We start from the raw sequence: 22,458 nt of genomic DNA on the forward strand, positions 1-22,458 counted from the left end.
GCGACCATAGCAAGAGTGAACCACCTGATCCCTTCCCGAACTCAGAAGTGAAACCTCTTAGCGCTGATGGTAGTGTGGGGTTACCCATGTGAGAGTAAGTCATCGCCAGCTCATTATTCCTAAACACCCCCGACCATAAGGCCGGGGGTGTTTTTTTATGCGCGGGTTTTTAGATAAGATCTTTAACGTATTTATATCTCGAAGCTAATCAGATTCTTCTGAGGCGGATGAGTCCTGTCGATTTGTTTGATCTATTGGGATCTCTGTAAAGCTAGCGCTATAAGAGTTTACAAGCTGATCTTATAAATTTTACAAAATAAAAAACCAGCGATTCGCTGGTTTTTTTATTGCAGACCATTTTAGCCGAATACACGCATTACGGCTGCGATTAATACCCAAAGAATGGCAATCGCTACGATGGGCTCAGCAATCTTTGCCCATGTTGGGGTATTGATAACAATGACTTCTTCGACATCTTGATGCTGCTGATTCTGGCTTAACATTTGATTAAACTCCTTCATTGATGCTTCCAATGATAGCTCTTCTTGCACAATTGGTTTAGAGCCTTTGAGTTCTGTTAGCTTGTTTGTTGTCCAAACCCAATCATCTGCTTGACCAGATAAATGTTCAATTTGCCCGGTCAGTAATTCCTGGATGCTATGGATATTATGATTGCCGGTATCATGCAGTTGTTTTAATTCGATAAGTTGTAAATGAAAAATTTCTGAAGTACTGTGCTCAAGCTGAGCTCGATCCAAGGTAGATTGATTTTCCGGACTGGTAGCGAGATGACGCACGATTTCCAGGATATATAATTCATCAGGATGGTTGATTTCATTATAAATTTTTTGTGGGTTATGACGCCATTCAGTAATAAGTTTACCTAAAGTTAAGGCATTGATTTCTGATATATATTTTCGTCTTTCTTCTTTTGTATAGTCTTTTAGAAGCTCAGGCTTTTGAGTCTCTATCTGTTCAACAAAATATTGTACTAAATCAAAAGCCATTCACTTGCTCCATTATTTTTAATCTAATAGTCTTAAAGTCGGTTTTTTCTTTGGTTGTTCAGTTTGTTCTTCAGTGCTTGATTTTAAAGCATCTTCATCATTTTGTGTATGCTCATATTCACTTGGATCAAAGAATAAACCTTGACCATTTTCACGTGCATAAATACCGAGTACTGCTGCCATAGGAACATAAATATCACGAGAAACGCCACCAAAGCGAGCCGAGAAGCTAATGGCATCATTGCTCATATGCAGCGCATGCACGGCATGTGGCACAATATTCAGAACAATCTGTCCATCTTTAATAAACTGCTCAGGAACCATGGTATTTGGGCGTGTGGCATCCACCAGCAGGTAAGGCGTCATATTGTTATCGCAAACCCACTCATAGATTGCACGTGCCATATAGGGACGGGTAGGGCTAAGGTTGAATTCTTGTTCGGACATGATGTTTCTCTATGGATGTTTGAGTTGCACTGAATAACGGTTCTTTTCCTGCAATGTCATGGATTTCACAAAGGCAGGACGACTAAAAATTCGTTGGCAATATAAATAAAACGGACGGCATTGCTGCTGTGGTAATTCTACACCCATCTGTTTCAGACGGATAAAAATTGGTGCCAGCATACAATCCAGGATACTAAATTGTTCAGACATAAAATAGGGAAAATGCTGGAAGAGTGGCATCAGTGAAATCAGGATATCCTGTAACTGCTTTTGTGCCTGAGTTCTCGCTTTCTTATCCAGCGTATCAGGATGGCGTAACATGATATCAGCCAGCTTTAACCAGTCATTTTCAAAGCGCCAGATGTATTGTCGTTGCTCTGCGCGGGGCATTGGAGCATCGGCATACAGTTTATTCTGACGATAACGATCATCTACATATTCTGAGATAATCGAAGTATTAAATAATTTAAGTTCATTTTCGATCAGCATCGGCAATTGATTATAAGGATTGAGACTGGCCAGATCCTCATCATCGGCATCCACCAAAATCAGGTTATATTTAATCTGTTTTTCGGTAAGCACATAGCGAATCCAATGGGAACGAAAGTCATCGGCATGACTATAGAGAGTGATTCCTTGAAGAGGCGCGCTTTCGACTGACATAAATCCTGATGAGCTTCTAATGAATAGACTAGGATACTAAAATTCAACCTAAAAAGCACCAAGCATCAAAGATCAATCGGCTTGAGCCGAGGTAGATTATAAGAAAAACAACTGGAGGAAAATAAGATGCTGATCAAGCTTCCTGTCATTTTGCTGTTTATCTGTATTGGGATCGCAAATTATTATTTGATGAAGTCATTCTGGTGTCACGAAGGGGTATGGGGTAAGGATGTACATGAACAATAACAAGAAAAAAGTTCTAAATGACCCACTAACCGCCATAAAAAAACCCTGGAAAATCCAGGGTTTTTTGTCCGATTCGGTAAACGAATTAACGTTTAGAGAACTGAGGACGTTTACGAGCTTTACGTAAACCAAGTTTCTTACGTTCAACTTCACGAGCATCACGAGTAACGAAACCAGCTTGACGAAGAGCAGGTTTTAAAGTTTCGTCAGAAGCGATCAATGCACGAGTAATACCGTGACGGATAGCGCCTGCTTGACCACCAATACCACCACCAGCAACAGTGATGTAAAGGTCATATTTGTCAGTAGCTTCAAGAAGCTCAAGTGGTTGGTTAACAACCATACGAGCAGTTTCACGACCGAAATACTGTTCAAGAGTACGGTTGTTAATTACGAGTTTACCAGTACCAGCTGATAGGAAAACACGTGCAGTTGCGGTCTTACGGCGACCTGTACCATAATTAGTAGCCATGTGCTGTTATCCCTTAGATGTCCAAAACTTGTGGCTGTTGAGCAGCGTGTGGATGCTCAGTACCTGCATACACTTTCATTTTCTTGATCATTGCATAACCAAGAGGACCTTTAGGTAACATACCTTTAACAGCTTTTTCTAGAACTGCTTCTGGTTTGTGAGCGATTAACTTTTCAAAGTTAGTCTCACGGATACCACCAGGGAAACCAGTGTGGCGATAGTATTTCTTATCTTGTGACTTTTTACCAGTCACAGTGATTTCTTCAGCATTGATAACAACGATGTAGTCGCCAGTGTCAACGTGAGGAGTATAAGAAGTTTTATGCTTACCGCGTAAACGACGAGCGATTTCAGTCGCAAGGCGACCTAAAGTTTTGCCAGAAGCATCAACAACGTACCAGTCGTGTTGAACTTCAGCTGGCTTAGCGCTGAGAGTTTTCATTAAACCACTACCTATTATAGTTGGTTTGGACTATGGAATCTGTCCAAACTAAAGGAGACGCGATTCTAAACGAATACGTGAAGAATCACAAATGAAAATTAAAATTTCAAGCGCTGTATTTTATCTAATCTCCCTGGTGAAAGAAAGACCTAAGCCTTTATATGCTACAAAAACTGCAACTATATTTGTAACCATAGTTTCAATGGTATCAAAATATTGATTTATAAGTACTCTTTGCAATGATTACTACAGCGTAGGCGTGATCGGGTTATAATATTTCTCAGCTTTGCCAAATTGAGAAGATGATGCTGCCTTTATATGTCACCAGTGGGGAACCTGCCGGAATTGGTCCTGATATTTGCCTGAGTCTTGCAGATCGTGTTGATGAGCGCCCAATTGTGGTATTGGCGGATATTCATATGTTCGAGCAACGTGCTCAGATACTCAAATTATCGGTTGAGCTGATTGAATATCAAGGACAGGAGTCATCTTCAGGCATCGGTCAGCTATTTGTAGAGCATGTTCCCGTGCAGCAAGACGTCGTATTGGGTGAGCTGAATCCGAACAATGCGGCTTATGTACTGGAGCAACTGCGTCGATCCGCAGACTATGCCATGTCAGGAAAAAGTGTCGGCGTCGCGACTGCGCCTGTACAAAAGTCCGTGATAAATGAAGCGGGCATTTCTTTTAGTGGTCATACCGAGTATTACCAGGAATTTGCTGGTGTTCCACGTGTAGTCATGATGCTGGCCACCAAAACTTTACGCGTGGCCTTGGCCACTACCCATCTTCCGCTTCGTGCCGTGGCAGATGCGATTACGCCTGAACGCTTGCATCAGGTGATTGATATTCTGATTCACGACCTGAAATCCAAATTCAAGATTGAACAGCCGAATATACTGGTTTGCGGTTTAAATCCGCATGCCGGGGAGGGCGGTTATTTGGGGATGGAAGAAATTGAAGTGATCAATCCGGTACTCGAAAGCTATCGTGCCCAAGGTATCAACATGAGTTTAAGCCTGCCTGCTGATACTTTATTTACTCCAGAAAACCTAAAAGATGCTGATGCTGTTCTGGCGATGTATCACGATCAGGGCTTACCTGTGTTAAAATCACAGGGCTTTGGTGAAGCCATTAATATTACCCTCGGCTTACCGTTTATTCGAACTTCTGTTGATCATGGCACAGCACTCTCCCTTGCGGGGACGGGACTTGCGAAAAGTTCCAGCCTGCACGTTGCTGTCGATTTAGCCCTCGATCTGGCGCGCCACTGATTATTGTTCATCACTCACGTTGGAAATGTTTTTATGTATCAAATTAATGCCTTAAACCCAAAAGATGAAGGGCATCAGGCTCGAAAAAGATTTGGTCAAAACTTTTTACATGACCAGCGTGTCATTGCCAAAATTGTACGCTCAGTCAATCCGCGTCCAGGTCAGAACATTCTGGAAATTGGCCCGGGTCTGGCCGCTTTGACTTCACCTTTAATTGGTGAATGTGATGCCTTAACCGTACTTGAGCTGGATCGTGATCTGGCTGCTGGCCTGCCGGGTCGTGTGCCGCATCCTGAACGTTTAACCATTATTGAAGCCGATGCATTGAGATATGATTATTCTCAATTGTTCCAGGAAGATCGTCCATTACGTGTCGTCGGTAACTTGCCCTATAATATTTCAACGCCACTATTATTCCATCTCTTGGAATTTGGTGACAAAGTGCAAGACATGCATTTCATGCTGCAAAAAGAAGTGGTGGACCGCATTACCGCATCACCCAATACCAAGGAGTATGGCCGTCTGTCGGTGATGATTCAATATTTCTGTAAACCGACTTTCTTGTTCGAAGTGCCACCTGGATCTTTTAATCCACCACCAAAAGTGACCTCAGCAGTGTTCCGTTTGGAGCCTTATAAAGTTAAACCGATTGTGGCGAAGAATGAAAAAGCGCTAGCACGTCTGGTATCGCATGTATTTACCCAGCGTCGTAAAACTCTGCGTAACAGCTTGAAGGGTATGCTGGTTGAGGAGGGTTTTGAAAAAGCGGGTGTTGACCCGATGGCGCGTCCAGAAACCCTGACCCTTGAACAGTTTGTTGCACTTTCAGATCAAATGGTGGCTTAAATTACGATGAACCGTACTGCTCGATATAATTATGTGATTGGTGATGTTCAAGGCTGTTTTGAGGCCTTGAAAGCTTTGCTTAAAGAAATCCAGTTTGATGCAGAACAAGATTTTATCTGGTTTGCTGGAGATTTGGTTGCACGTGGTGAAAACTCAATTGCAGCGTTGCGGTTTATCAAAAAGCTGGCTGAACAAGGTGCGGCTGCGACGGTCTTGGGAAATCATGATTTGACTTTGCTGGCTTATGCCCGCGGCATCAAACCGGTGAAAGAAAAAGACAATGTCCGTGATGTGATTGATGCGATCGACAGTGATGACTTGATTGACTGGCTGCGAAAACAGCCAATGTGTCTATTTCCGAATGAGCAGACCATTCTGACGCATGCTGGGATTCCGAATATCTGGAGTGCAGAAAAAACTGCGCAATTGGCCCAAGAAGTTGAAGCGATCATGGCTCATGATGACTTTGATGTGCTGGATGATTTCCTGAAAGAAATGTTCGGGAAAGAACCCGCACTTTGGTCGGATCAGCTACAAGGCCATGAACGTATTCGCTGTATCGTGAACTACCTCACCCGAATGCGTTTAACTGACGCTGAGGGACGTCTGGAATATAGTTTTAAAGATTCACTGAATGATCCAATGCCAGAAGGCTTCAGACCCTGGTTTGAGTTTGAATCACAGACAGCACAAACTCATCAGATCCTGTTTGGTCACTGGGCCGCTTTGAACGGTAAAACCATTTCGAACAAGATTCAGAATGTAGATGGCGGTTGTGTCTGGGGCAATCAACTGATGGCATTCCGCCTAGAAGATCAGCAGATGTTTGCAGTAGATAATCCGGTGATGTAAGTAAAGCTATTAAAAAAGCCACGTGATTACGTGGCTTTTTTAGTTTTAAAATTTAGTCTGCTCGAATCCAGGTCTGGTTACGGCCTAGAACTGAAACGCCAATGCTGGCACGTAAGGTTAAACGTTTACCGGTATTGTTTAAACGCATTTTTGCATCATAAATTTTACCTGCCAATGGGTCGATAATACGACCTTTGTCATAGTTCTTGGTGCCTTCAACCAGTTTTAGGCCTTTTAAAATGGTCATGCCTAAAATAGGCTGATTGGTATAAGGTGCAGGGCAGTTATTGCATTTTTCACGTGGATTATAATCTGGGCGAGGCGTGATTTTTACAATTTTGCCTGAATAGGTATTATTTGCTTCTTTGCTAATAACGATAATCGCTTTAGCCGCTCCCGTTTTATCATCAATTTGTTGCCAGGTCCCGGTAATATCGTCTGCCCAAAGATTGGTCATACATCCTGCTGTAAGCGCGGCAAGTAATATTTTTTTAAACATAGAGAGTCATTCCAAAGAATTTTTATCATCGCCCGCTCATGTTAGAAATCTTACTAAAATAGTCAACACTTATCTGAATACTATAGAGTTGATGCACTATAAAAAAAGCTGCCAAGTTGGCAGCTTTTTCGAATAATGAGAATTAGGTGTTAATCTTGGCGAATCCAGGTCTGGCTACGGCCTAAAGCGGACACACCGACATAACCACGTAAGGTTAAACGTTTGCCATTGGCATTCAGACGCACTCGAGCATCATAAATTTTACCTGCTAATGGATCAATCACTTTACCTTTCTCATAATTATTGGTGCCTTCCACATGTTTTAAGCCAGTCAATACATCCATGCCCAAGATCGGCTGGTTGGTATAAGGTGCAGGACATTTACTACAGGTTTTCTGTGGGGTATAGCCTGGACGTGGAGTTACTTTAATAATTTTTCCAGCAAAAGTCCCATTATCATTTTGACGAATTTCAATAATCGCTTTTGGTGAGCCGGTTTTATCATCAATTTGCTGCCAGATGCCAGTCAGATCCTGCGCATAAGCAGTCCCAGTCATCAGTGCAGCGATGAACATTAATCCTAATTTAGTTTGTTTCATTATATTTATTCCTTTTTTATAGATGAATAAAATATCCTCAACACAAAAGTGCTGTTTTTATTAATCCTGGCGAATCCAGGTTTGTGTGCGACCAATCGCAGATATTCCGATATATCCACGTAAAGTCAGTCGTTTCCCATTGGCAGAAATCCGCCCTTTTAAATCATAAATTTTGCCGGTGAGTGGATCGAGTACCCGGCCATGTGCATAGTTATTTTTGGTGGTGGGTTTCAGTCCTTTAATAACGTCTAATCCCAAAATCGGTTTATCGGTATAAGGTGATGGACATTTGACACATTTTTCTCGTGGTGTATAACCTGGGCGAGGTGTGACTTTAGTAATCGTTCCGGTATACGAGCCATCAGCCTGAGTTTTCATTTCAATCAATGCTTTAGGTGAACCAGTTTTATCATCAATCTGTTGCCAGAGACCAGATAACTCCTGAGCAAAAGCCATAGAGCCTGTGAATAAAGAAGCTGAAAAAACAGTTAAAATTGCGATTTTATACATGCGATATCCTTATCCTTATTTTTTTATGAACATTCACCTAATTCCATGTGGTGAACGATGATGCAAACTACGTTAATACACTTTCATAATCTATATTGCATGAAAAAAGCATATGTTTAATATTCATACAACTTAATGCATTAAAATGCAAGCTTCTATCTACTAAAGCATAACTCCATCACATTTTTTTAATTAAGCAGGAATTAATCCTGCTTAATCCAGGTTTGACTACGGCCAAGGGCTGATACCCCGATATAACCACGTAGAATAAGACGTTTCCCATTGGCACTTAATTTTGCCTTGGTGTTATAAAGATTCCCTGATAATGGATCAAGCAGCTTGCCTTGAGCAAAACTGTTATTGCCGACGTGCTTTAAGCCAGTGAGCACATCCAGGCCGAGAATAGGTTTATTGGTATAAGGTGCAGGACAGGACACACAGTTTTCTTTCGGGGTATATCCAGGACGCGGGGTGATTTTTGTGATCTTGGCAGCATAGACGCCGGAAGCCGTCTCACGAATTTCGAGGAATGCTTTAGGTGAACCAGTTTTGTCGTCAATATTTCTCCATGTCCCTGAAAGGTCAGAGGCCAAAGCCAGATGGCTGAAAGAGGCTAAAAGTAAAGTTGAAAAGAATTGAACCTTTTTCATATATCTGTTCCTAGGTGAGATTAGTGTTCTTACTCTATAGTAAGAACGATTACCCTATAAAACAAATGAATAATTTGATTCACTAGTCACATTTTTTGCAAATAAAGTATAAAAGTTGGCAACCAGATCGCGGTAAAGACCGCATTTACCGCCATGCCAAAAGCAGCATAACGACCTGCAACACTGCCGCGCTGCCAGGCCTGAGCTGTGCCGATGGCATGTGCGGCCAGTCCTAAAGCCAATCCGGAGGCACGTTCATCATTAATATGTCTCAGAATAAATGGAGAAAAAGCTGCACCAATCACGCCAGAAAGAATCACGATCAGAATGACCATGCTGATGGGTGCATCCAGCAAGGTGGCAATATTAATCGCAATTGGAGTGGTCACTGCGCGGGTAGCAAACGCCATAATATCTGCAGAGGACATATGCAGCAGATAAGCCAGTCCCATCGGCAAGGCGACAGCACTGATACTGGCAAAAACCAAAATGCCGATAATGGCTTTGAGCGGCAAGTCATCGTAGCGCATCGCGGCCAGAGGGATCGCCAGGGCGACGGTCACATAGCCGAGTAAATGGTTGAAAAGCGGATTAACTTCATCCATGTAATTTTCATAGGGAATGCCCAGCACAAATAAAATCACCAGTACAAAGAACATGCTGAACACGATGACGGGAATTTGCGGTATGAACCGGTTACAGGGTTTGGCAATCAGATAGGCGCTGAGCGTAACCGCAAAGCCATACAAAATAGATAACATGCGGAACTCCTATAACCAGCGCTTGGCCATTTTGGCGTAAATCCATAAAGGAATCAGGGTGCTGAAAAACATGATGAACAGAAAGGCCGGAATTTTCTGGCCCATATGTACCAGCATCATCAGTGCACCTGCACTGACAGGCAGGAAAGCAAAGGCACTTTCCTTCATTAATTTGTTATTGGTATCCACGAGGCGAGCGGGGAGTTTGCCAAAGTAGCGCCAGGTAAACAGCGCAATTAAAAGGCTCAATAACCCGACCAGATTGCCTAATTCAGGATGATTCAGTTGGGTCATTAACCAAACCGAAGCTTCCCGAAAGACAATAATAAGTAACAGGGTGCCGATCCATGCTGGCCAATCTATTCGTTTTATCCAGTTCATTGCTATAATCATTAATATTAATAAGTTTACTTATCAAGTTTTACTCGATCTTTGACTGGATTTCAAACGCTTCCAGTGGACGTTGAAACTGCTGCGCCTGTTTGCCCAGAATTTCATCCAAGGGTAAATGCGCCTGTTTAATCAATTGTTCCAGTTTTTGTGGCGCAATTCGAATGTGCAGATGCAGTTGGCCTTCATCATCATAATGTTCAGACTGAATCACATTCAGACCATAGAGCTGGTTACGCAGCTTGCCGTAGGCAGGTTTCAGGATTAAATCGAAGGACTGTAGTTGCCCCATCAAGGACTCATGTACCGCTTTACGCAGCAGGTCGATACCTTCGCCACTATGTGCCGAGACATAGACCCGTTCCGGTTCGCCCGGGCGTCGATAAATAATTTTGGCTTCTTCACCGCTACAGTCAATTTTATTGTAGACCTGAAGGATGGGAACATCGGCCCCAATTTCTTTCAGCACTTTGTCAACGGCTTCAATCTGTTCCAGCATCTCTGGGCTACTTGAATCAATCACATGCAGTAACAGTGTGGCTTCAACGGTTTCTTCCAGCGTTGCCTTAAAGGATTCTACCAGTGAATGGGAAAGATTACGGACAAAACCTACCGTATCGGCCAGTACCAGATTGCCGATTCCATCCCATTCCAGACGCCGTAAGGTTGGGTCCAAAGTGGCAAACAGCTGATCGGCTGCATAAACATCGCTGTTGGCGAGTAAGTTAAACAGGGTCGACTTGCCGGCATTGGTATAACCGACTAAAGATACTGTTGGAACAGCTGCTTTTTGACGGGCAACACGGCCTTGCATCCGGGTTTGGCGGACTTTATCAATACGTGCCTTGAGTTGCCCCATACGGATACGTAGCAAGCGCCGATCTGTTTCCAGCAGGGTTTCACCCGGACCACGCAAACCGATCCCGCCTTTCTGGCTATCGAGATTGCCACGACTACGAATCAAGCGCGAAGATAAATGCTGTAATTGTGCCAGTTCAACTTGCAGCTTGCCTTCGTAGGTACGTGCACGCTGGGCAAAAATATCCAGAATCAGTTCGGTACGATCGACCACACGGCATTTGATCACCTGTTCCAGATTTCGGGCTTGGGCTGGGGTTAGAGCATGGTCAAAAATAACCAGATTGGCATCCAGTTCCTCAACACGTTCAGCAATTTCTTCTGCCTTGCCGGAGCCGATAAAAAATTTGGCATCGGGTTTCACCCGCTGAGCATAAATATGTTCCAGAATTTCAGCATCTGCAGACTGTGCCAGCAAACGAAACTCTTCAGCATCAAGGTCTTCCAGCATCTGTACGCTGACACTCACCAGAATGACGTGCTCTTTCCCTCGATGTTGTTGTAAATATTCCACTCAGGCCAATCTCCACTTGAAAACTTTAGTGTAGTTGAAAAAGGGCTGAGCAGATACCGAATTAGCGCGGCTTTGGTTTAAAGTGCGCTGATAAACAGTTGTGCAAGTGTTACCAGTACCACGGCATAGATGAAGGTGCCGCCCAAAATATATTTGAGCACTTGTAAAGGCGGAGGTGTGTCGTTCGCGGGCTGGGTTTGATCTGGCATGGCTACGATCCTTTTCAATCTAATATTTCGATAGTTTTATTTTGAATGATTTTTTAATCCAATTAAAATTGAAGATATAGATGTTATTGGTCGATTTTTATTATCAATGCAAGTTGCGAATGAACAGTATAGAATGAGTTTAATTCGTGGATATTCCCTGTATCTCGCTTAGGATTTAATGACGTTTTTATGAACTCAACTGTACAAAACCAGACTCCAGATATCGAAGGCTTGGCCAAGTTTTTTCTGTATAGCCGGAAAATTACCGCCTCATTGGCCACCATCAGTGAGGGGTTCTATTTGGTTTTTCGTCATGGCTTATATAAAAATCCGAATAACCCGACCAATACTCGCTATGTGCAACATTTTTGCCGCCAGTTATGCAAAGTATTCAATATCGAAGTGCGGGTACATGGCGAGATTCCGCGTGAACCCGCCTTATGGGTCAGTAACCATGTGTCCTGGCTCGATATTGCAGTTCTGGGTTCAGGGGCACGCGTATTTTTTCTGGCGAAAGCAGAAATTGAGAACTGGCCAATTCTAGGCAAATTGGCCAAGGGTGGGGGTACTTTATTTATTAAACGTGGTTCAGGAGATTCAGTCAGGATCCGTGAACAAATTACCGGTTTTCTCAAACAGAATATTCCGGTGCTGTTCTTTCCTGAAGCGACGACTTCTGATGGGCGAGCCATCAAAAAAGTGCATGGCCGGATTTTAGGTGCCGCGATTGAAGCGCAGCGTCCTGTACAAATCTGTCTGATTTGTTATGTGAATCAGCAGGGCGACCTGGATATGGTTGCGCCGTTTGTCAATGACATCAGTTTTGCCGCCCATGTCAAAAAAGTACTGGAAATGCCGCAAGTCATTGCACATTTAGTGGCTTTACCTGCAATTAGCACGGAAGGGCATACAGTTGAAAGCCTCACCCGTGTGGTCCAGGAAAAAATGCAGACAGGTTTGGTTGAACTTCAGTCACGGGTATTAAAAAAGCCTCAATAAGATAATCCGAGTTAGTTTGTAAATTGATCGACTTTAATTTTTTTATACATGGATTATAGAGGATACGTGGAAACGTCACCCGCAACTGTCTGAGGCAGGACGATATTAAAAAATGATTGTTTTTGCGATGAATCTGATTGTTGATCATAGTGGACGAGTTTTGCGGGTGAAAAATGGTTTTGGCTACTTTTGCCGAAACAAAAGTAGCATATAGACTATAATCGTTTAATTTAAAATGAAAAGATGCTGTTGTTCACTGAAAATAATTAAGGAGTTTTTTCTAAACTCGTTAATTGACGCCATTATTCCATAAGAAACTTTTTAGGATTGTTGTTCAAAGAATCAAGCTTACATAAAACCTTCAATCGGCAGCCACGACAACAGTTTAAGTCCAGCTTTCTGATACCATTTCATTTTTGGTTCTTTACTAAAGGTTTGAACCTCACCATTGGCTTTCTTGATTTTCCAGTTAATGTTCTGATTCGCATCGAGCACCAGTTTATACGCATATTTGCTTAAATTTTTGTCCATGGTGTCGTGTACTGCACGTGCTAAAGACGGACTGTTCAGCAACACACCAATTTCAGTATTCAAATAGGCTGAACGCGGATCAAAGTTAAAAGAACCAATAAACACCTGTTTTTGATCCAGTGCCATCAGTTTGGCATGCAGGCTGGAACGGCTCAGTCCTTTCAGGCTGACTTTAGCTTTTTTCGAAATTTCCTCAGTATTGGCATTTAGGTGATTGGCTTCTGGCGCTGCCAAGAACTCATACAGCTGCACCCCATTTTCCAATAGATCCTGACGATATTTGGCATAAAAGGCATGCACCACGGCAACGTCGTTGGCCTTAAAAGAGTTGGTCAGGACGCGAACCTTGATATTCTCATTCGCCAGTTTCTTTAAACGGTCTGCACCAATTTTTTCCGGGACAAAATAGGCAGAGACAATATCGACACTTTGTTCAGGTTTTTCCAGACGCTGTAATAACTGGAAATTGAGATGTTCTTCGGTTTTGGCTTTGGCTTTGATTTTGCTCGGTGGGTCTTTGACTACTTCGGCTTCAACCCAATCCAGCTGAATGTTTTGTTCCAGCCATTGGTCAAAGGCTCTGGAACGATTGGCCAGATCCAGATAATTTTGAGTCGCTGGATCCTGACTATGGGTTTCTAGCTGCTGTTTTAAGCTTGGAAAACGTAAAGCATGATGCCGTGGATTCACAACCTCTTGCACCGGATAGGCATAATCATCATTCCAGTATTCATCGAAGGAATGAATGATTTCATCCGATGCCGCACCGACCAGCATCACATCGACATCAGAGAACTGATAGCTTTCACTGACATTATAATACTGGTTACTCATATTGCGCCCGCCAATCAAGGCAATCTGGTTATCGGCAATAAAGCTTTTATTGTGCATGCGGCGGTTAATGCGCTTTAAATCCAGCACCATGTCCATGGCGCGGTATTTACGAAAGCGATAGGGATTATACAGTTTGACATCGATATTTTGATGCTGGTTTAAGGCCAGATAAATCCCTTCCATTTTCTTGGCATTATTGTCATCCATCAGCAGGCGCACTTTTACGCCACGATCTGCTGCCTGAATAATCGCATGCAGGGCGAGGGAACCGATCCGGTCGTTATCCCAGATGTAATATTGCAGATCCAGACTACGTTCCGCTTTATTAATCAGCTGAATCCGCGCAGCCAGTGCTTCAAGCGGATCATACAGCACGCGATAACCAGTCAACCCGATGTTCTGATCACGTAAAGGTTCAACAATTTGTGCCAGGCTGGTTTGCGATGTATCCGTTTCAAATGCCATCTGGCTTGGCTGTTCGGTTTGCTTGGGTAAGGTGCTACATGCAGGCAGACCCAGTACCAGGCTACAGCTCAGTAAAATGCCGGCTTTATAGCGATGAGTGCGCATAAAACCTGAGGATTGAAGATGAACTTGATCGCGGGGAGCAGTGGCCATATAAGTCGAAGAATGAAAAATTAGAATTGAGTATAATTGCCAGCTATGAAAAGATAAATATAAAGCCAGTAATCTGCTGCTCGACTGAATAAGGCCAATTTATGTGGGATTCGAATTCCGTACTGTTTTATTTTTACTTGGGAATGGCGATTTTAGTCATCTGGGCTGTGGCTCAGGCATGGTCGAGCCAATCACGTACCGAAACCATTCATCCCTTTAAAGCTTTTGGTCATTTGCTGGCGTTTTATCTTGCCTATTTATTAATCCCTTTGGTTTTCTTCAGTATTTATGCTGGATGGACGGGGTATTATTCGCTGCATGAAGCCATTTTTGTATTTTTGCTCAGTGGGGTTTTGACTTATGCACGCTTTATCGAGCCGCATTTAATTCAAGTGAAAACGACACAATATCAGATCAATGCAGATAAACGTTTAAAGCAGCCGGTGAAAATCGCCCTGATTGCAGATTTGCATATCGGTCTGTTTTCGGGTCATGAGCGTCAGTTGCGACAAATTGTACACAAATTAAATCATATTCAACCTGATTTGGTGGTGGTTGCTGGCGACTGGACTTACGAGCCAGAAAATAAACTGGCACAGGAATTGGCAGTTTTAAAAGAGATTCACGCTCCGGTCTATTCAGTCAATGGTAACCATGACGAGCAATATCCCGGACCGCCGATTCGCGAACTGTTGCACTATGCACTGCAAGTCAATCAGGTCATGGATATCGAAGGTCAAATTGTCGAATTTGATGAATTCCGACTTTTGGGCGTGGGTGATCTCTGGGCTGGAAAAGCCGATATGCGCAGTTTGCCAGACTTGCCTCAGGACAAGCCTTGGGTCATTCTTTCGCATAACCCGGATACGGTCGATATGATTCCCAAACTGCCGACGCGCCCTCTGATGCTGTCCGGGCATACTCATGGCGGACAGGTAGAGCTGCCTTGGCTAACTAATTACGTCATGAAAAAGGTTTCAATTTTGGGACATAAAAAGGGCATGTACCGCCATGAACATGCAGATGTGTTCGTTACTGTCGGTACCGGCTTGGTCGGCGTGCCTTTCCGTTTCCGGGTGCCGCCTACCATTGATATTATTGAACTGATTTAAATTCAGTCGACGTGCTGTACCGCGTTAACTGATGATCCAGACCAGAATCAATAACACCACCGCGACGGCCGCCATCATCCAAATTTTCTTTTCGATTTTTCGGGTTGGCACATTTTCACGTAATTGCTGTGCAGTAATTTCAGCTTCTGTGGATGTGCTCAAACTAGGATGGGTGGGGATTTCCAGTGGTGGTGTCACCAGGTCGATATCAGCGGCATCATCACTAAAGCGTGGACCGGTACTTTCATGCTTCATGACCACATCATGTTCCCGCACAATTTCATCAATCACTTGCAGTGCCTGAGCTTCATCCAAGGGCGTATTCTCGGTGATATAGCGAACAGCTTCTAATTTTTTATCATCTTCCAGCAAAATAATGATATTGACCAACTGCTCCTGCGATAGGTATTCAATAAGATCCTGCATGGCCTTGCCTCATTTTTTGAATTGAGTTCATTTGATTGTTGAGCAAATTTAACGAGATAAGTAGCCGAGTTTTGTTGTGAAATCATAAAAAAAGCCAGCATCAAGTGCTGGCTTTTGAATCAATCTAAAATCTTAGATCTGATTATTTACATCATCATTCTTGGTTTCACGAATCAGCAAAAACGCGACAAGTGACAGGATAGATGCTGCGGTCAGATAATAACCGACTGCAGATAAACCATAGGCTGTTGCCAGCTTGGTTGCGATTAACGGTGCAAATGATGCGCCGAAAATGCCTGCCAAGTTAAAGGTCAATGCAGAACCCGTGTAACGTACTGAAGTCGGGAAGATTTCAGACAATACAGTACCGATTGGCCCATAAGTTAAGCCCATAATCGCCAGACCAATACACAAGAACAGGAACACCACCAAGGTGCTGCCAGATTCAAGCATATCTGCAAAGAAGATACCGAAGATCGCAGAAATGACACATACCGCAATGGAAGTAGTCTTACGGCCAAATTTCTCTGCCAATACTGCTGAAAGCGGGATGAATGCAGCAAAACACAGGGTTGCAACTAACTGCAATTGCAGGAATTCTTCACGGGAATAACCGAGTTGTTTGGTTCCCCATTGCAATGCAAATACCGTAGTAAGGTAGAACACAACAAATGTACAGATTGCAGCAATCGTACCCAGAACTAGCATACGAGAGTGCTTTTTGAACACTTGAACAAAAGGAACATTTACTTCTTTTTGTTTATCCAGCACTTTCTGGAAAGCAGGCGTTTCATGCAGTTTTAAACGGATCCATAAACCGACAATTACCAACAAGGCACTTGAGATAAACGGAATACGCCAGCCCCAAGCCATAAAGTCAGCTTCAGACATGAAAGCGCCAAGCGTCAGGAAAGAACCTGTTGCCAGAATAAAGCCGATCGGAGCACCCAGTTGCGGGAACATGCCATACCAGGCACGTTTGCCTTCCGGGGCATTTTCAGTTGCAAGAAGTACCGCACCTGACCATTCACCACCCAGACCCAAGCCCTGACCTAAACGGCACAGTGCAAGTAACAGTGGCGCAGCAATTCCGATTTGCGCATAAGTTGGCAATAGACCAATCGCAACGGTTGAAATCCCCATAGTCAGCAAAGCTGCAACCAAGGTGGCTTTTCGTCCGATCCGGTCACCTAAATGACCAAATAATGCTGCACCAATCGGACGGGCAATAAATGCAATGGCAAAAGTCGCAAGAGACTGAATGGTTGCGGTCATCGGATCTGTACTGGTAGGGAAAAACAGATACGGAAAAATAATGACAGCAGCGGTGGCATAAATATAAAAATCGAAGAATTCGATTGTAGTGCCTACCAAGCTTGCTGTTAAAACGCGAAATTTTGAATTTTGTGCTGGCTGAGCAGCAGAATTAGACGACGCCATGGAAAACCTTACACTTACTAAAAATAAAAAAACTTAGTTTTAAAAGCGTAATCTTTTTAAAAAAGGCGTAATTTTTTAAAAAAACAACTGCAATCTTCTCGCTTCAACTCGCTCAGGGTCACTGAAATGAAAAAGGAGATGATTAAATCACGTAAAGATAGATAGACAGAAAATGTGATCCTGCGCCTATCAATACAAATATGTGCCAGATAGCGTGGGTATATCTTACTCTTTTTAAAGCGTAAAACAATGCACCCACGGTATAAGCGAGTCCACCAATGATGAGAAAGGTTAAAGATTGAACACTTAAATATTGCTGCATATCATCAATCACCAGCAGCGCCAGCCAGCCCATGGCCAGATAAGCCGCTAAAGAAAGTTTCTGGAAACGATGAATGAAAACGAACTTGAAAAGTGTACCAAGAAGGGCAATCACCCACAGTGCAATCAATAAATACTGGGCTTTGGCGGTCGGAATGGCAATCGATAGGAAAGGGGTATAAGTTCCGGCGATTAAATAATAAATCGCAGTATGATCGATTTTTTTATAAAAATAACGACGGTCTGCTGCAGTGGCCATGTGGTAAAGCATGGAAGCAGAAAATAACAGAATCATGCTCAGTGCATAAACCCAAAGACCAATCCATTGTCCAGTACTCAGGTAAGACCCTTTAATAATCAAAAGAATACCGGCAATAATGGACAGCCCGGCACCTACACCATGACTAATATAGTTAATCCGTTCCTCATTTTGATCATAATCTGGAACCAGTGGAGCATTCTGCATGAATGTCATTCTTTTTCAAATATACACTTGTATAGTAATTCAATTTTGCTTTTAGGTTAAGAAGATTTAAACTTGATGCGCAATTCATTTCAGGTTTTATCTATGTCAACGTTGGCAACTCTCTCAGATCAGGAACAGCAATTCTTGGATACCTTTCAGCAAGCTGTTGAAAGGAATCAATTCGATCGCCTGATCTTAAGCCAGTATAAAGGTGAACTGCAGGATTTAGAGAAAATGACCTTGCGAGTCATTACATTAAATGAACAGCGCGTATTGAGCTGTCTATATCGTTACAAGACGCAGGATGTCACGAAAAATTATCCTTTAGATGAAGCATTATTCCAGGTTACTTCACTACTGGCGTGTTGCAAACAGGCCAATCTGATGACAGTAGATGAAGAATTACAGCTGAAAAAAAACAAGAAAAAAGCTATGTTAACGCGTAGCAAACATAAAGCCACGATGAATCAGGTGAAGCCTGCTGAACAAGGCCATGACCGGATTAAACAACGTTATGTCGATCAGGACAGCATCTTTCTCCAATATCTCGGTATTACCGATCAAAAAGCGCAAATCATTCCGAGCATGGCGCGTAAATGGAAGCAGATTAATAAGTTTGTAGAAATCTTCTCAGGTGCATTGGCACAGATTAAGCCACAGGCTGAAGGCCTGCGCGTGGTGGATTTTGGTTCGGGTAAGGGCTATCTGACTTGTGCTTTATATGACTATATACAAAAACATGGTCAAACGCCGTATGTTACCGGGGTAGAGCTTAATCCGAAAATGGTTGAATTCTGCCAGAATGTCGCGCAGCAATCTGGTTTTGATCAGCTGGACTTTTTCCAGGGGGATGTGCGTACTTATGCGCCAGAACGTCTGGATGTGATGATTGCCTTACATGCCTGTGATGTAGCAACAGATTTTGCGATTCATAGCGGGATTCGCCTGAATGCACAGATGATCATGTGTGCACCGTGTTGTCATAAGGAATTGCGTCCGCAGTTGCAGGCGCCAAAAGTCCTCAGCCCGATGTTACAGTTTGGTATTCATGCCGGACAGCAGGCAGAAATGTTGACCGATACCATTCGTGCTTTACTGCTCAAAGCTTATGGTTATGAAACCAAAGTTTTTGAATTTGTGGCGCTGGAACATACCAGTAAAAATAAAATGATTCTGGCGACAAAACGTAAAGACTATCAACAACCTGATCAGGCGGTTCTGGCACAAATTCAGGCCTTAAAAGAGATGTATGGTATCCAGAAACATTCACTGGAATTGTTGCTCAATGACCAGTGGGATCAGCAGGGAATTGGTTCTAAATGCTAAACAACCCAGAACTGAAAATAGTGTCCGGCAGCTGGAAAGCTTTGGCAGTGTATGCCAAAGCGATTCGTGAAGCCGTATTTATTCAAGAACAGCATATAGCAGCTGAAGATGAGTGGGATGCTGAGGATGTGGTTGCTGTACATTTCATTGTTTTTCAGCAGGATCAGGCGATTGCTACAGCACGCTTATTGTCAAATAACAGTATCGGTCGGGTTGCAGTCCTAGCAACAACACGCGGTTTAGGTGTTGGTCAGCGCTTGATGCAGGCCGTGATTGACTATGCGCGTGCAGAGCAGCGTGAGTTGGTCAAGCTATCTTCGCAAGTGCATGCCATTGGCTTCTATCAAGCGCTGGGATTTGAAGCTCAAGGTGAGGAATATCTGGATTGTGGTATTCCGCATATTGATATGTATTTAAAACTTTAATTTTCAGCCCTTCAAATACAAAAAAGCGAGGCATTGACCTCGCTTTTTTATGCATAGACTGAATCTGGATCAGTGGCCATGTGCTGCATTTGAGCTGTGCTCGGCATTATCCATATTGGCATGTTCTTCAGCTGACATATTGTGTTCAGCGGCTGTCGTACCTGGATGAGCAGTATTGGCAGCTTCACGTGATTCACGATCTGCTTGCGCTTTGGCAATGGCTTCTGGAGACATCGTCGGTGCATTTTTAAAAGCGTGTTGCTGGGTAGTTTGTTTATTTTGCTGGCTTGGCATGTAATCCGGTTCATTACTTATCGCGAGCCAAAAAATAAGCATGAATAATCCACCTAAAATACAGAAGATGATAAGTGCTTTCCAGCCCCAAGGAGATTTTTCAGGTGAACTGTGATCAGTCATAGGTCTTACCCACGTGGATATCAAACTTATGTAACTTTATAACATAAATTGATCAAAAAGCAGATCGAAATCTGTCATCAGATGAGTCTATCCAGTGCATTAAGCAAATCCAGAAGATAAAAAAGAGGAAACACGTTCCTCTTTTATTTAAGTGCCTAAGTTATTGAATCGGCTGGGCGTGTGCTGCGCGATCTTTGAGGAGTTGTGGGGCTTTGAAGCGTTCGCCATATTTATTTTCAAGTACTTTGGCACGGGTCACGGCTTTGGCTAAACCATACTGATTCAGGAATTGTACTGCACCGCCCGTCCAGGCGGCAAAGCCAATACCAAAAATGGAACCGACATTGGCATCAACGACAGATTCCAAAACACCTTCTTCTAGACAGCGAACCGTATCCAGTGCCTGTACAAACAGGAAGCGGTCAATCATTTCCTGTTCAGAAATATCGTTGTCTTTTTTCCAGTGGCTGAGACCAGACCAGAGCTGCTTTTTGGCATCGGCCGGATAATCATAAAAACCTGCGCCTGCGGCCTTACCTTTACGGTTAAATTCGTGAATCATGCTGTGAATCACGTCATCCGCAGGTGATTTAGTGATGGTCTGACCTTGTGCTCCTAAAGCTTTGTATCTTTCATTGGCCACATGTTCAGACAGGGTCAAGGACACTTCATCCTGAATCGCCAACGGGCCTACCGGCATACCGGCTTTGAGAGCTGCCATTTCAATTCGTGCCGGATGTACGCCTTCTGCTAGCAGACGCAAGCCTTCCTGTACAAAGGTGCCAAACACGCGGCTGGTAAAGAAGCCACGGCTGTCATTCACCACAATCGGTAATTTGCCAATCTGCTGCACGAAATCGAAAGCTTTGGCCAGCGTTTCTGCCGAGGTATTTTTACCTTTGATAATTTCGACTAGCTGCATTTTATCGACCGGACTGAAGAAATGCAGGCCGATAAAGTTCTGATCATTTTTTGAAGCCTGGGCTAATTCTGTGATCGGCAGGGTCGAGGTATTCGAAGCCATCACCCCGTTGCTGATAAGATATTGCTCTGCCTCTTGCGTGACTTGAGCCTTGAGCGCGGGATTTTCAAAGACGGCTTCAATGATCAGGTCACAACTCGCTAGATCTGCACTAGATGCGGTTGTTTGAATCAGGCTTAAAAACTGATCTCGTTTCTCGGCTGATAAACGCCCTTGAGCGACTTTTTTATCCAGCAGTTTCTGGCTATAGGCTTTGCCTTTTTCAGCCGCTTCGATTGAAATGTCTTTTAGCACCACTGGAATGCCTTTGCTGGCAGTGGCATAGGCGATCCCAGCACCCATCATGCCCGCACCTAAAATACCGACTTTAGTGGCTTTCCACCTTTCAAGACCTTGAGGGCGACTGGCACCGGATTTGATTGCATTCAGACCATGCCAGAAGGTGCCAATCATATTTTTAGAAATTTGACCGGTCGCCAGATAAGTAAAGTAACGCGATTCAATGGTCAGGGCTGTATCGACATCGACCTGTGCACCTTCTACCGCAGCCGACATGATCGCTTCAGGTGCAGGGTAGCAGCCTTTGGTTTTATCGCGTAGCATCGCCGGAGCAATTGCCAGCATCTGGGCAACTGCTGGTGTCGAAGGGCTACCACCCGGAATTTTATAGCCTTTTACATCGAATGGCTGCTGAGATTTTGGATTGGCTTTGATCCAGGCAATGGCCTTTTTCAACAGTTCATCGGTACTGTCTGCGACCTCATGAATCAGCCCTAAAGATTTAGCTTTATCGACTCCAAACTGTTTGCCTTCCATTAATAAAGGAAGGGCATTTTGCAGACCGAGCAGGCGGATGCTACGGACGATACCACCGCCACCTGGTAATAAACCCAGTGTGACTTCAGGCAGGCCAAATTTGCTTTTAGGGTCATTCAGGGCAATACGATGATGGGCACACAGGGCAATTTCCCAGCCACCGCCGAGCGCCGTACCATTCAGTGCAGCAACGACAGGAATACCGCGAGTTTCGATATAGCGCATTTGTGCTTTCATCTCTTCAATCATGTTGAAGAATTCAGTCGCATGCTCAGGCGTGGCTTGAATCAGTTCATCCAGATCGCCGCCAGCAAAGAAGGTTTTTTTCGCAGACCGGAAAATGATACCGCTAATGTTTTCATCGGCTTTAAGTTTTTCTACAGTTTCAGCCAAGGCAGCACGAAAATCTGCATTCATGGTATTGGCAGACTGGTTTGGAGAATCAAAAGTTAAAATATCAATATTGTCGGCATTTTTTTCAAACTGAATTGCGCTCATTGTTTTTC

Annotated in this window: 26 protein-coding genes and 1 rRNA gene; 8 read left to right on the plus strand and 19 right to left on the minus strand. The window is 43.6% G+C overall.

Features of this window, described 5'->3' with window-relative positions:
- Positions 1 to 111: ribosomal RNA gene (rrf, locus tag ACP7AK_RS03345) — 5S ribosomal RNA — on the plus strand; the annotation flags it as partial.
- A gap of 248 nt (positions 112 to 359) precedes the next feature.
- Here rrf and ACP7AK_RS03350 read toward each other — a convergent pair.
- From ACP7AK_RS03350 to rplM, 5 genes are all read right to left on the minus strand, one after another.
- Complete coding sequence (locus ACP7AK_RS03350; protein WP_425878606.1) at positions 360 to 1,007, minus strand: hypothetical protein; 648 nt, start codon at positions 1,005 to 1,007, stop codon at positions 360 to 362.
- Positions 1,008 to 1,025: 18 nt separating this feature from the next.
- Positions 1,026 to 1,454, minus strand: coding sequence for a ClpXP protease specificity-enhancing factor (locus ACP7AK_RS03355; protein ID WP_191112653.1), 429 nt, complete (start codon positions 1,452 to 1,454; stop codon positions 1,026 to 1,028).
- 9 nt (positions 1,455 to 1,463) lie between these two features.
- Positions 1,464 to 2,117 (minus strand): glutathione S-transferase N-terminal domain-containing protein, encoded by a 654-nt coding sequence (locus ACP7AK_RS03360; RefSeq protein ID WP_153566430.1) that lies wholly within the window; start codon positions 2,115 to 2,117, stop codon positions 1,464 to 1,466.
- Positions 2,118 to 2,448: 331 nt separating this feature from the next.
- On the minus strand, positions 2,449 to 2,835 hold the full coding sequence (rpsI, locus tag ACP7AK_RS03365) for a 30S ribosomal protein S9 (RefSeq protein WP_004281681.1): 387 nt from the start codon (positions 2,833 to 2,835) through the stop codon (positions 2,449 to 2,451).
- A gap of 13 nt (positions 2,836 to 2,848) precedes the next feature.
- The gene (gene rplM, locus ACP7AK_RS03370) at positions 2,849 to 3,277 is read right to left on the minus strand and encodes a 50S ribosomal protein L13 (RefSeq protein WP_004281682.1); all 429 of its coding nucleotides are present in this window, start codon (positions 3,275 to 3,277) and stop codon (positions 2,849 to 2,851) included.
- Positions 3,278 to 3,582: 305 nt separating this feature from the next.
- On the opposite strand from rplM, the gene pdxA reads away from it, so the two are divergent.
- The 3 genes from pdxA to ACP7AK_RS03385 are packed head-to-tail and all read left to right on the plus strand — an operon-like array spanning position 3,583 to position 6,249.
- Positions 3,583 to 4,551 (plus strand): 4-hydroxythreonine-4-phosphate dehydrogenase PdxA, encoded by a 969-nt coding sequence (gene pdxA, locus ACP7AK_RS03375; RefSeq protein WP_425878950.1) that lies wholly within the window; start codon positions 3,583 to 3,585, stop codon positions 4,549 to 4,551.
- Between the two features lie 33 nt (positions 4,552 to 4,584).
- Complete coding sequence (gene rsmA, locus ACP7AK_RS03380) at positions 4,585 to 5,397, plus strand: 16S rRNA (adenine(1518)-N(6)/adenine(1519)-N(6))-dimethyltransferase RsmA (protein ID WP_004645966.1); 813 nt, start codon at positions 4,585 to 4,587, stop codon at positions 5,395 to 5,397.
- Between the two features lie 6 nt (positions 5,398 to 5,403).
- Positions 5,404 to 6,249, plus strand: a complete 846-nt coding sequence (locus ACP7AK_RS03385; protein WP_310078432.1) for a symmetrical bis(5'-nucleosyl)-tetraphosphatase — start codon at positions 5,404 to 5,406, stop codon at positions 6,247 to 6,249.
- Between the two features lie 52 nt (positions 6,250 to 6,301).
- Here the strand turns inward: ACP7AK_RS03385 and ACP7AK_RS03390 are convergent, their stop codons facing one another.
- The 8 genes from ACP7AK_RS03390 to ACP7AK_RS03425 all read right to left on the minus strand — a co-directional run bounded on the left by ACP7AK_RS03390 (position 6,302) and on the right by ACP7AK_RS03425 (position 11,239).
- The gene (locus ACP7AK_RS03390; protein ID WP_004281686.1) at positions 6,302 to 6,748 is read right to left on the minus strand and encodes a DUF2147 domain-containing protein; all 447 of its coding nucleotides are present in this window, start codon (positions 6,746 to 6,748) and stop codon (positions 6,302 to 6,304) included.
- 149 nt (positions 6,749 to 6,897) lie between these two features.
- The gene (locus ACP7AK_RS03395) at positions 6,898 to 7,347 is read right to left on the minus strand and encodes a DUF2147 domain-containing protein (RefSeq protein ID WP_425878611.1); all 450 of its coding nucleotides are present in this window, start codon (positions 7,345 to 7,347) and stop codon (positions 6,898 to 6,900) included.
- Between the two features lie 60 nt (positions 7,348 to 7,407).
- Positions 7,408 to 7,857 (minus strand): DUF2147 domain-containing protein, encoded by a 450-nt coding sequence (locus ACP7AK_RS03400; RefSeq protein WP_005248004.1) that lies wholly within the window; start codon positions 7,855 to 7,857, stop codon positions 7,408 to 7,410.
- A 203-nt stretch (positions 7,858 to 8,060) separates the two neighbouring features.
- The gene (locus ACP7AK_RS03405) at positions 8,061 to 8,507 is read right to left on the minus strand and encodes a DUF2147 domain-containing protein (protein WP_005106118.1); all 447 of its coding nucleotides are present in this window, start codon (positions 8,505 to 8,507) and stop codon (positions 8,061 to 8,063) included.
- Positions 8,508 to 8,593: 86 nt separating this feature from the next.
- Positions 8,594 to 9,268: an LrgB family protein gene (locus tag ACP7AK_RS03410; protein WP_004281690.1), complete on the minus strand. Its 675-nt coding sequence runs from the start codon at positions 9,266 to 9,268 to the stop codon at positions 8,594 to 8,596.
- A gap of 9 nt (positions 9,269 to 9,277) precedes the next feature.
- Positions 9,278 to 9,649 carry a hypothetical protein gene (locus ACP7AK_RS03415; RefSeq protein WP_004281691.1) on the minus strand — a complete coding sequence of 124 codons (372 nt, stop codon included), beginning with the start codon at positions 9,647 to 9,649 and terminating at the stop codon, positions 9,278 to 9,280.
- Positions 9,650 to 9,689: 40 nt separating this feature from the next.
- Positions 9,690 to 11,030, minus strand: coding sequence for a ribosome rescue GTPase HflX (gene hflX / locus ACP7AK_RS03420; protein WP_425878614.1), 1,341 nt, complete (start codon positions 11,028 to 11,030; stop codon positions 9,690 to 9,692).
- Positions 11,031 to 11,107: 77 nt separating this feature from the next.
- The gene (locus ACP7AK_RS03425) at positions 11,108 to 11,239 is read right to left on the minus strand and encodes a hypothetical protein (protein ID WP_005104169.1); all 132 of its coding nucleotides are present in this window, start codon (positions 11,237 to 11,239) and stop codon (positions 11,108 to 11,110) included.
- Positions 11,240 to 11,428: 189 nt separating this feature from the next.
- Here ACP7AK_RS03425 and ACP7AK_RS03430 point away from each other — a divergent pair, with 189 nt between their 5' ends.
- Positions 11,429 to 12,238: a lysophospholipid acyltransferase family protein gene (locus ACP7AK_RS03430; RefSeq protein WP_425878616.1), complete on the plus strand. Its 810-nt coding sequence runs from the start codon at positions 11,429 to 11,431 to the stop codon at positions 12,236 to 12,238.
- Between the two features lie 348 nt (positions 12,239 to 12,586).
- On the opposite strand, the gene ACP7AK_RS03435 is transcribed toward ACP7AK_RS03430, so the two are convergent.
- Positions 12,587 to 14,221 (minus strand): phospholipase D family protein, encoded by a 1,635-nt coding sequence (locus ACP7AK_RS03435; protein ID WP_425878618.1) that lies wholly within the window; start codon positions 14,219 to 14,221, stop codon positions 12,587 to 12,589.
- A gap of 101 nt (positions 14,222 to 14,322) precedes the next feature.
- On the opposite strand from ACP7AK_RS03435, the gene ACP7AK_RS03440 reads away from it, so the two are divergent.
- Positions 14,323 to 15,333: a metallophosphoesterase gene (locus ACP7AK_RS03440; RefSeq protein WP_425878620.1), complete on the plus strand. Its 1,011-nt coding sequence runs from the start codon at positions 14,323 to 14,325 to the stop codon at positions 15,331 to 15,333.
- A gap of 24 nt (positions 15,334 to 15,357) precedes the next feature.
- Here the strand turns inward: ACP7AK_RS03440 and ACP7AK_RS03445 are convergent, their stop codons facing one another.
- The 3 genes from ACP7AK_RS03445 to trhA all read right to left on the minus strand — a co-directional run bounded on the left by ACP7AK_RS03445 (position 15,358) and on the right by trhA (position 17,986).
- Positions 15,358 to 15,759, minus strand: a complete 402-nt coding sequence (locus ACP7AK_RS03445) for a hypothetical protein (RefSeq protein ID WP_004281696.1) — start codon at positions 15,757 to 15,759, stop codon at positions 15,358 to 15,360.
- A gap of 132 nt (positions 15,760 to 15,891) precedes the next feature.
- Positions 15,892 to 17,199, minus strand: a complete 1,308-nt coding sequence (locus ACP7AK_RS03450) for an MFS transporter (protein ID WP_004281697.1) — start codon at positions 17,197 to 17,199, stop codon at positions 15,892 to 15,894.
- 142 nt (positions 17,200 to 17,341) lie between these two features.
- Positions 17,342 to 17,986, minus strand: coding sequence for a PAQR family membrane homeostasis protein TrhA (gene trhA, locus ACP7AK_RS03455; protein ID WP_216986273.1), 645 nt, complete (start codon positions 17,984 to 17,986; stop codon positions 17,342 to 17,344).
- A 102-nt stretch (positions 17,987 to 18,088) separates the two neighbouring features.
- On the opposite strand from trhA, the gene ACP7AK_RS03460 reads away from it, so the two are divergent.
- The gene (locus ACP7AK_RS03460) at positions 18,089 to 19,312 is read left to right on the plus strand and encodes a class I SAM-dependent methyltransferase (protein ID WP_425878623.1); all 1,224 of its coding nucleotides are present in this window, start codon (positions 18,089 to 18,091) and stop codon (positions 19,310 to 19,312) included.
- The gene (locus tag ACP7AK_RS03465; protein WP_004645950.1) at positions 19,306 to 19,737 is read left to right on the plus strand and encodes a GNAT family N-acetyltransferase; all 432 of its coding nucleotides are present in this window, start codon (positions 19,306 to 19,308) and stop codon (positions 19,735 to 19,737) included. Before ACP7AK_RS03460 ends, ACP7AK_RS03465 begins: the two co-directional genes overlap by 7 nt.
- 69 nt (positions 19,738 to 19,806) lie before the next feature.
- Here the strand turns inward: ACP7AK_RS03465 and ACP7AK_RS03470 are convergent, their stop codons facing one another.
- Both ACP7AK_RS03470 and ACP7AK_RS03475 read right to left on the minus strand, forming a co-directional pair.
- A complete protein-coding gene (locus ACP7AK_RS03470) occupies positions 19,807 to 20,154 on the minus strand; it encodes a hypothetical protein (protein WP_311204701.1) in 348 nt (115 codons plus the stop codon).
- Between the two features lie 160 nt (positions 20,155 to 20,314).
- Positions 20,315 to 22,450, minus strand: coding sequence for a 3-hydroxyacyl-CoA dehydrogenase NAD-binding domain-containing protein (locus ACP7AK_RS03475; RefSeq protein WP_425878626.1), 2,136 nt, complete (start codon positions 22,448 to 22,450; stop codon positions 20,315 to 20,317).
- Positions 22,451 to 22,458: the final 8 nt, after the last annotated feature.

Origin of the sequence: Acinetobacter sp. TWP2-2-3 (assembly GCF_049896445.1) — a bacterium.
In the GTDB taxonomy this organism is placed as follows: domain Bacteria; phylum Pseudomonadota; class Gammaproteobacteria; order Pseudomonadales; family Moraxellaceae; genus Acinetobacter.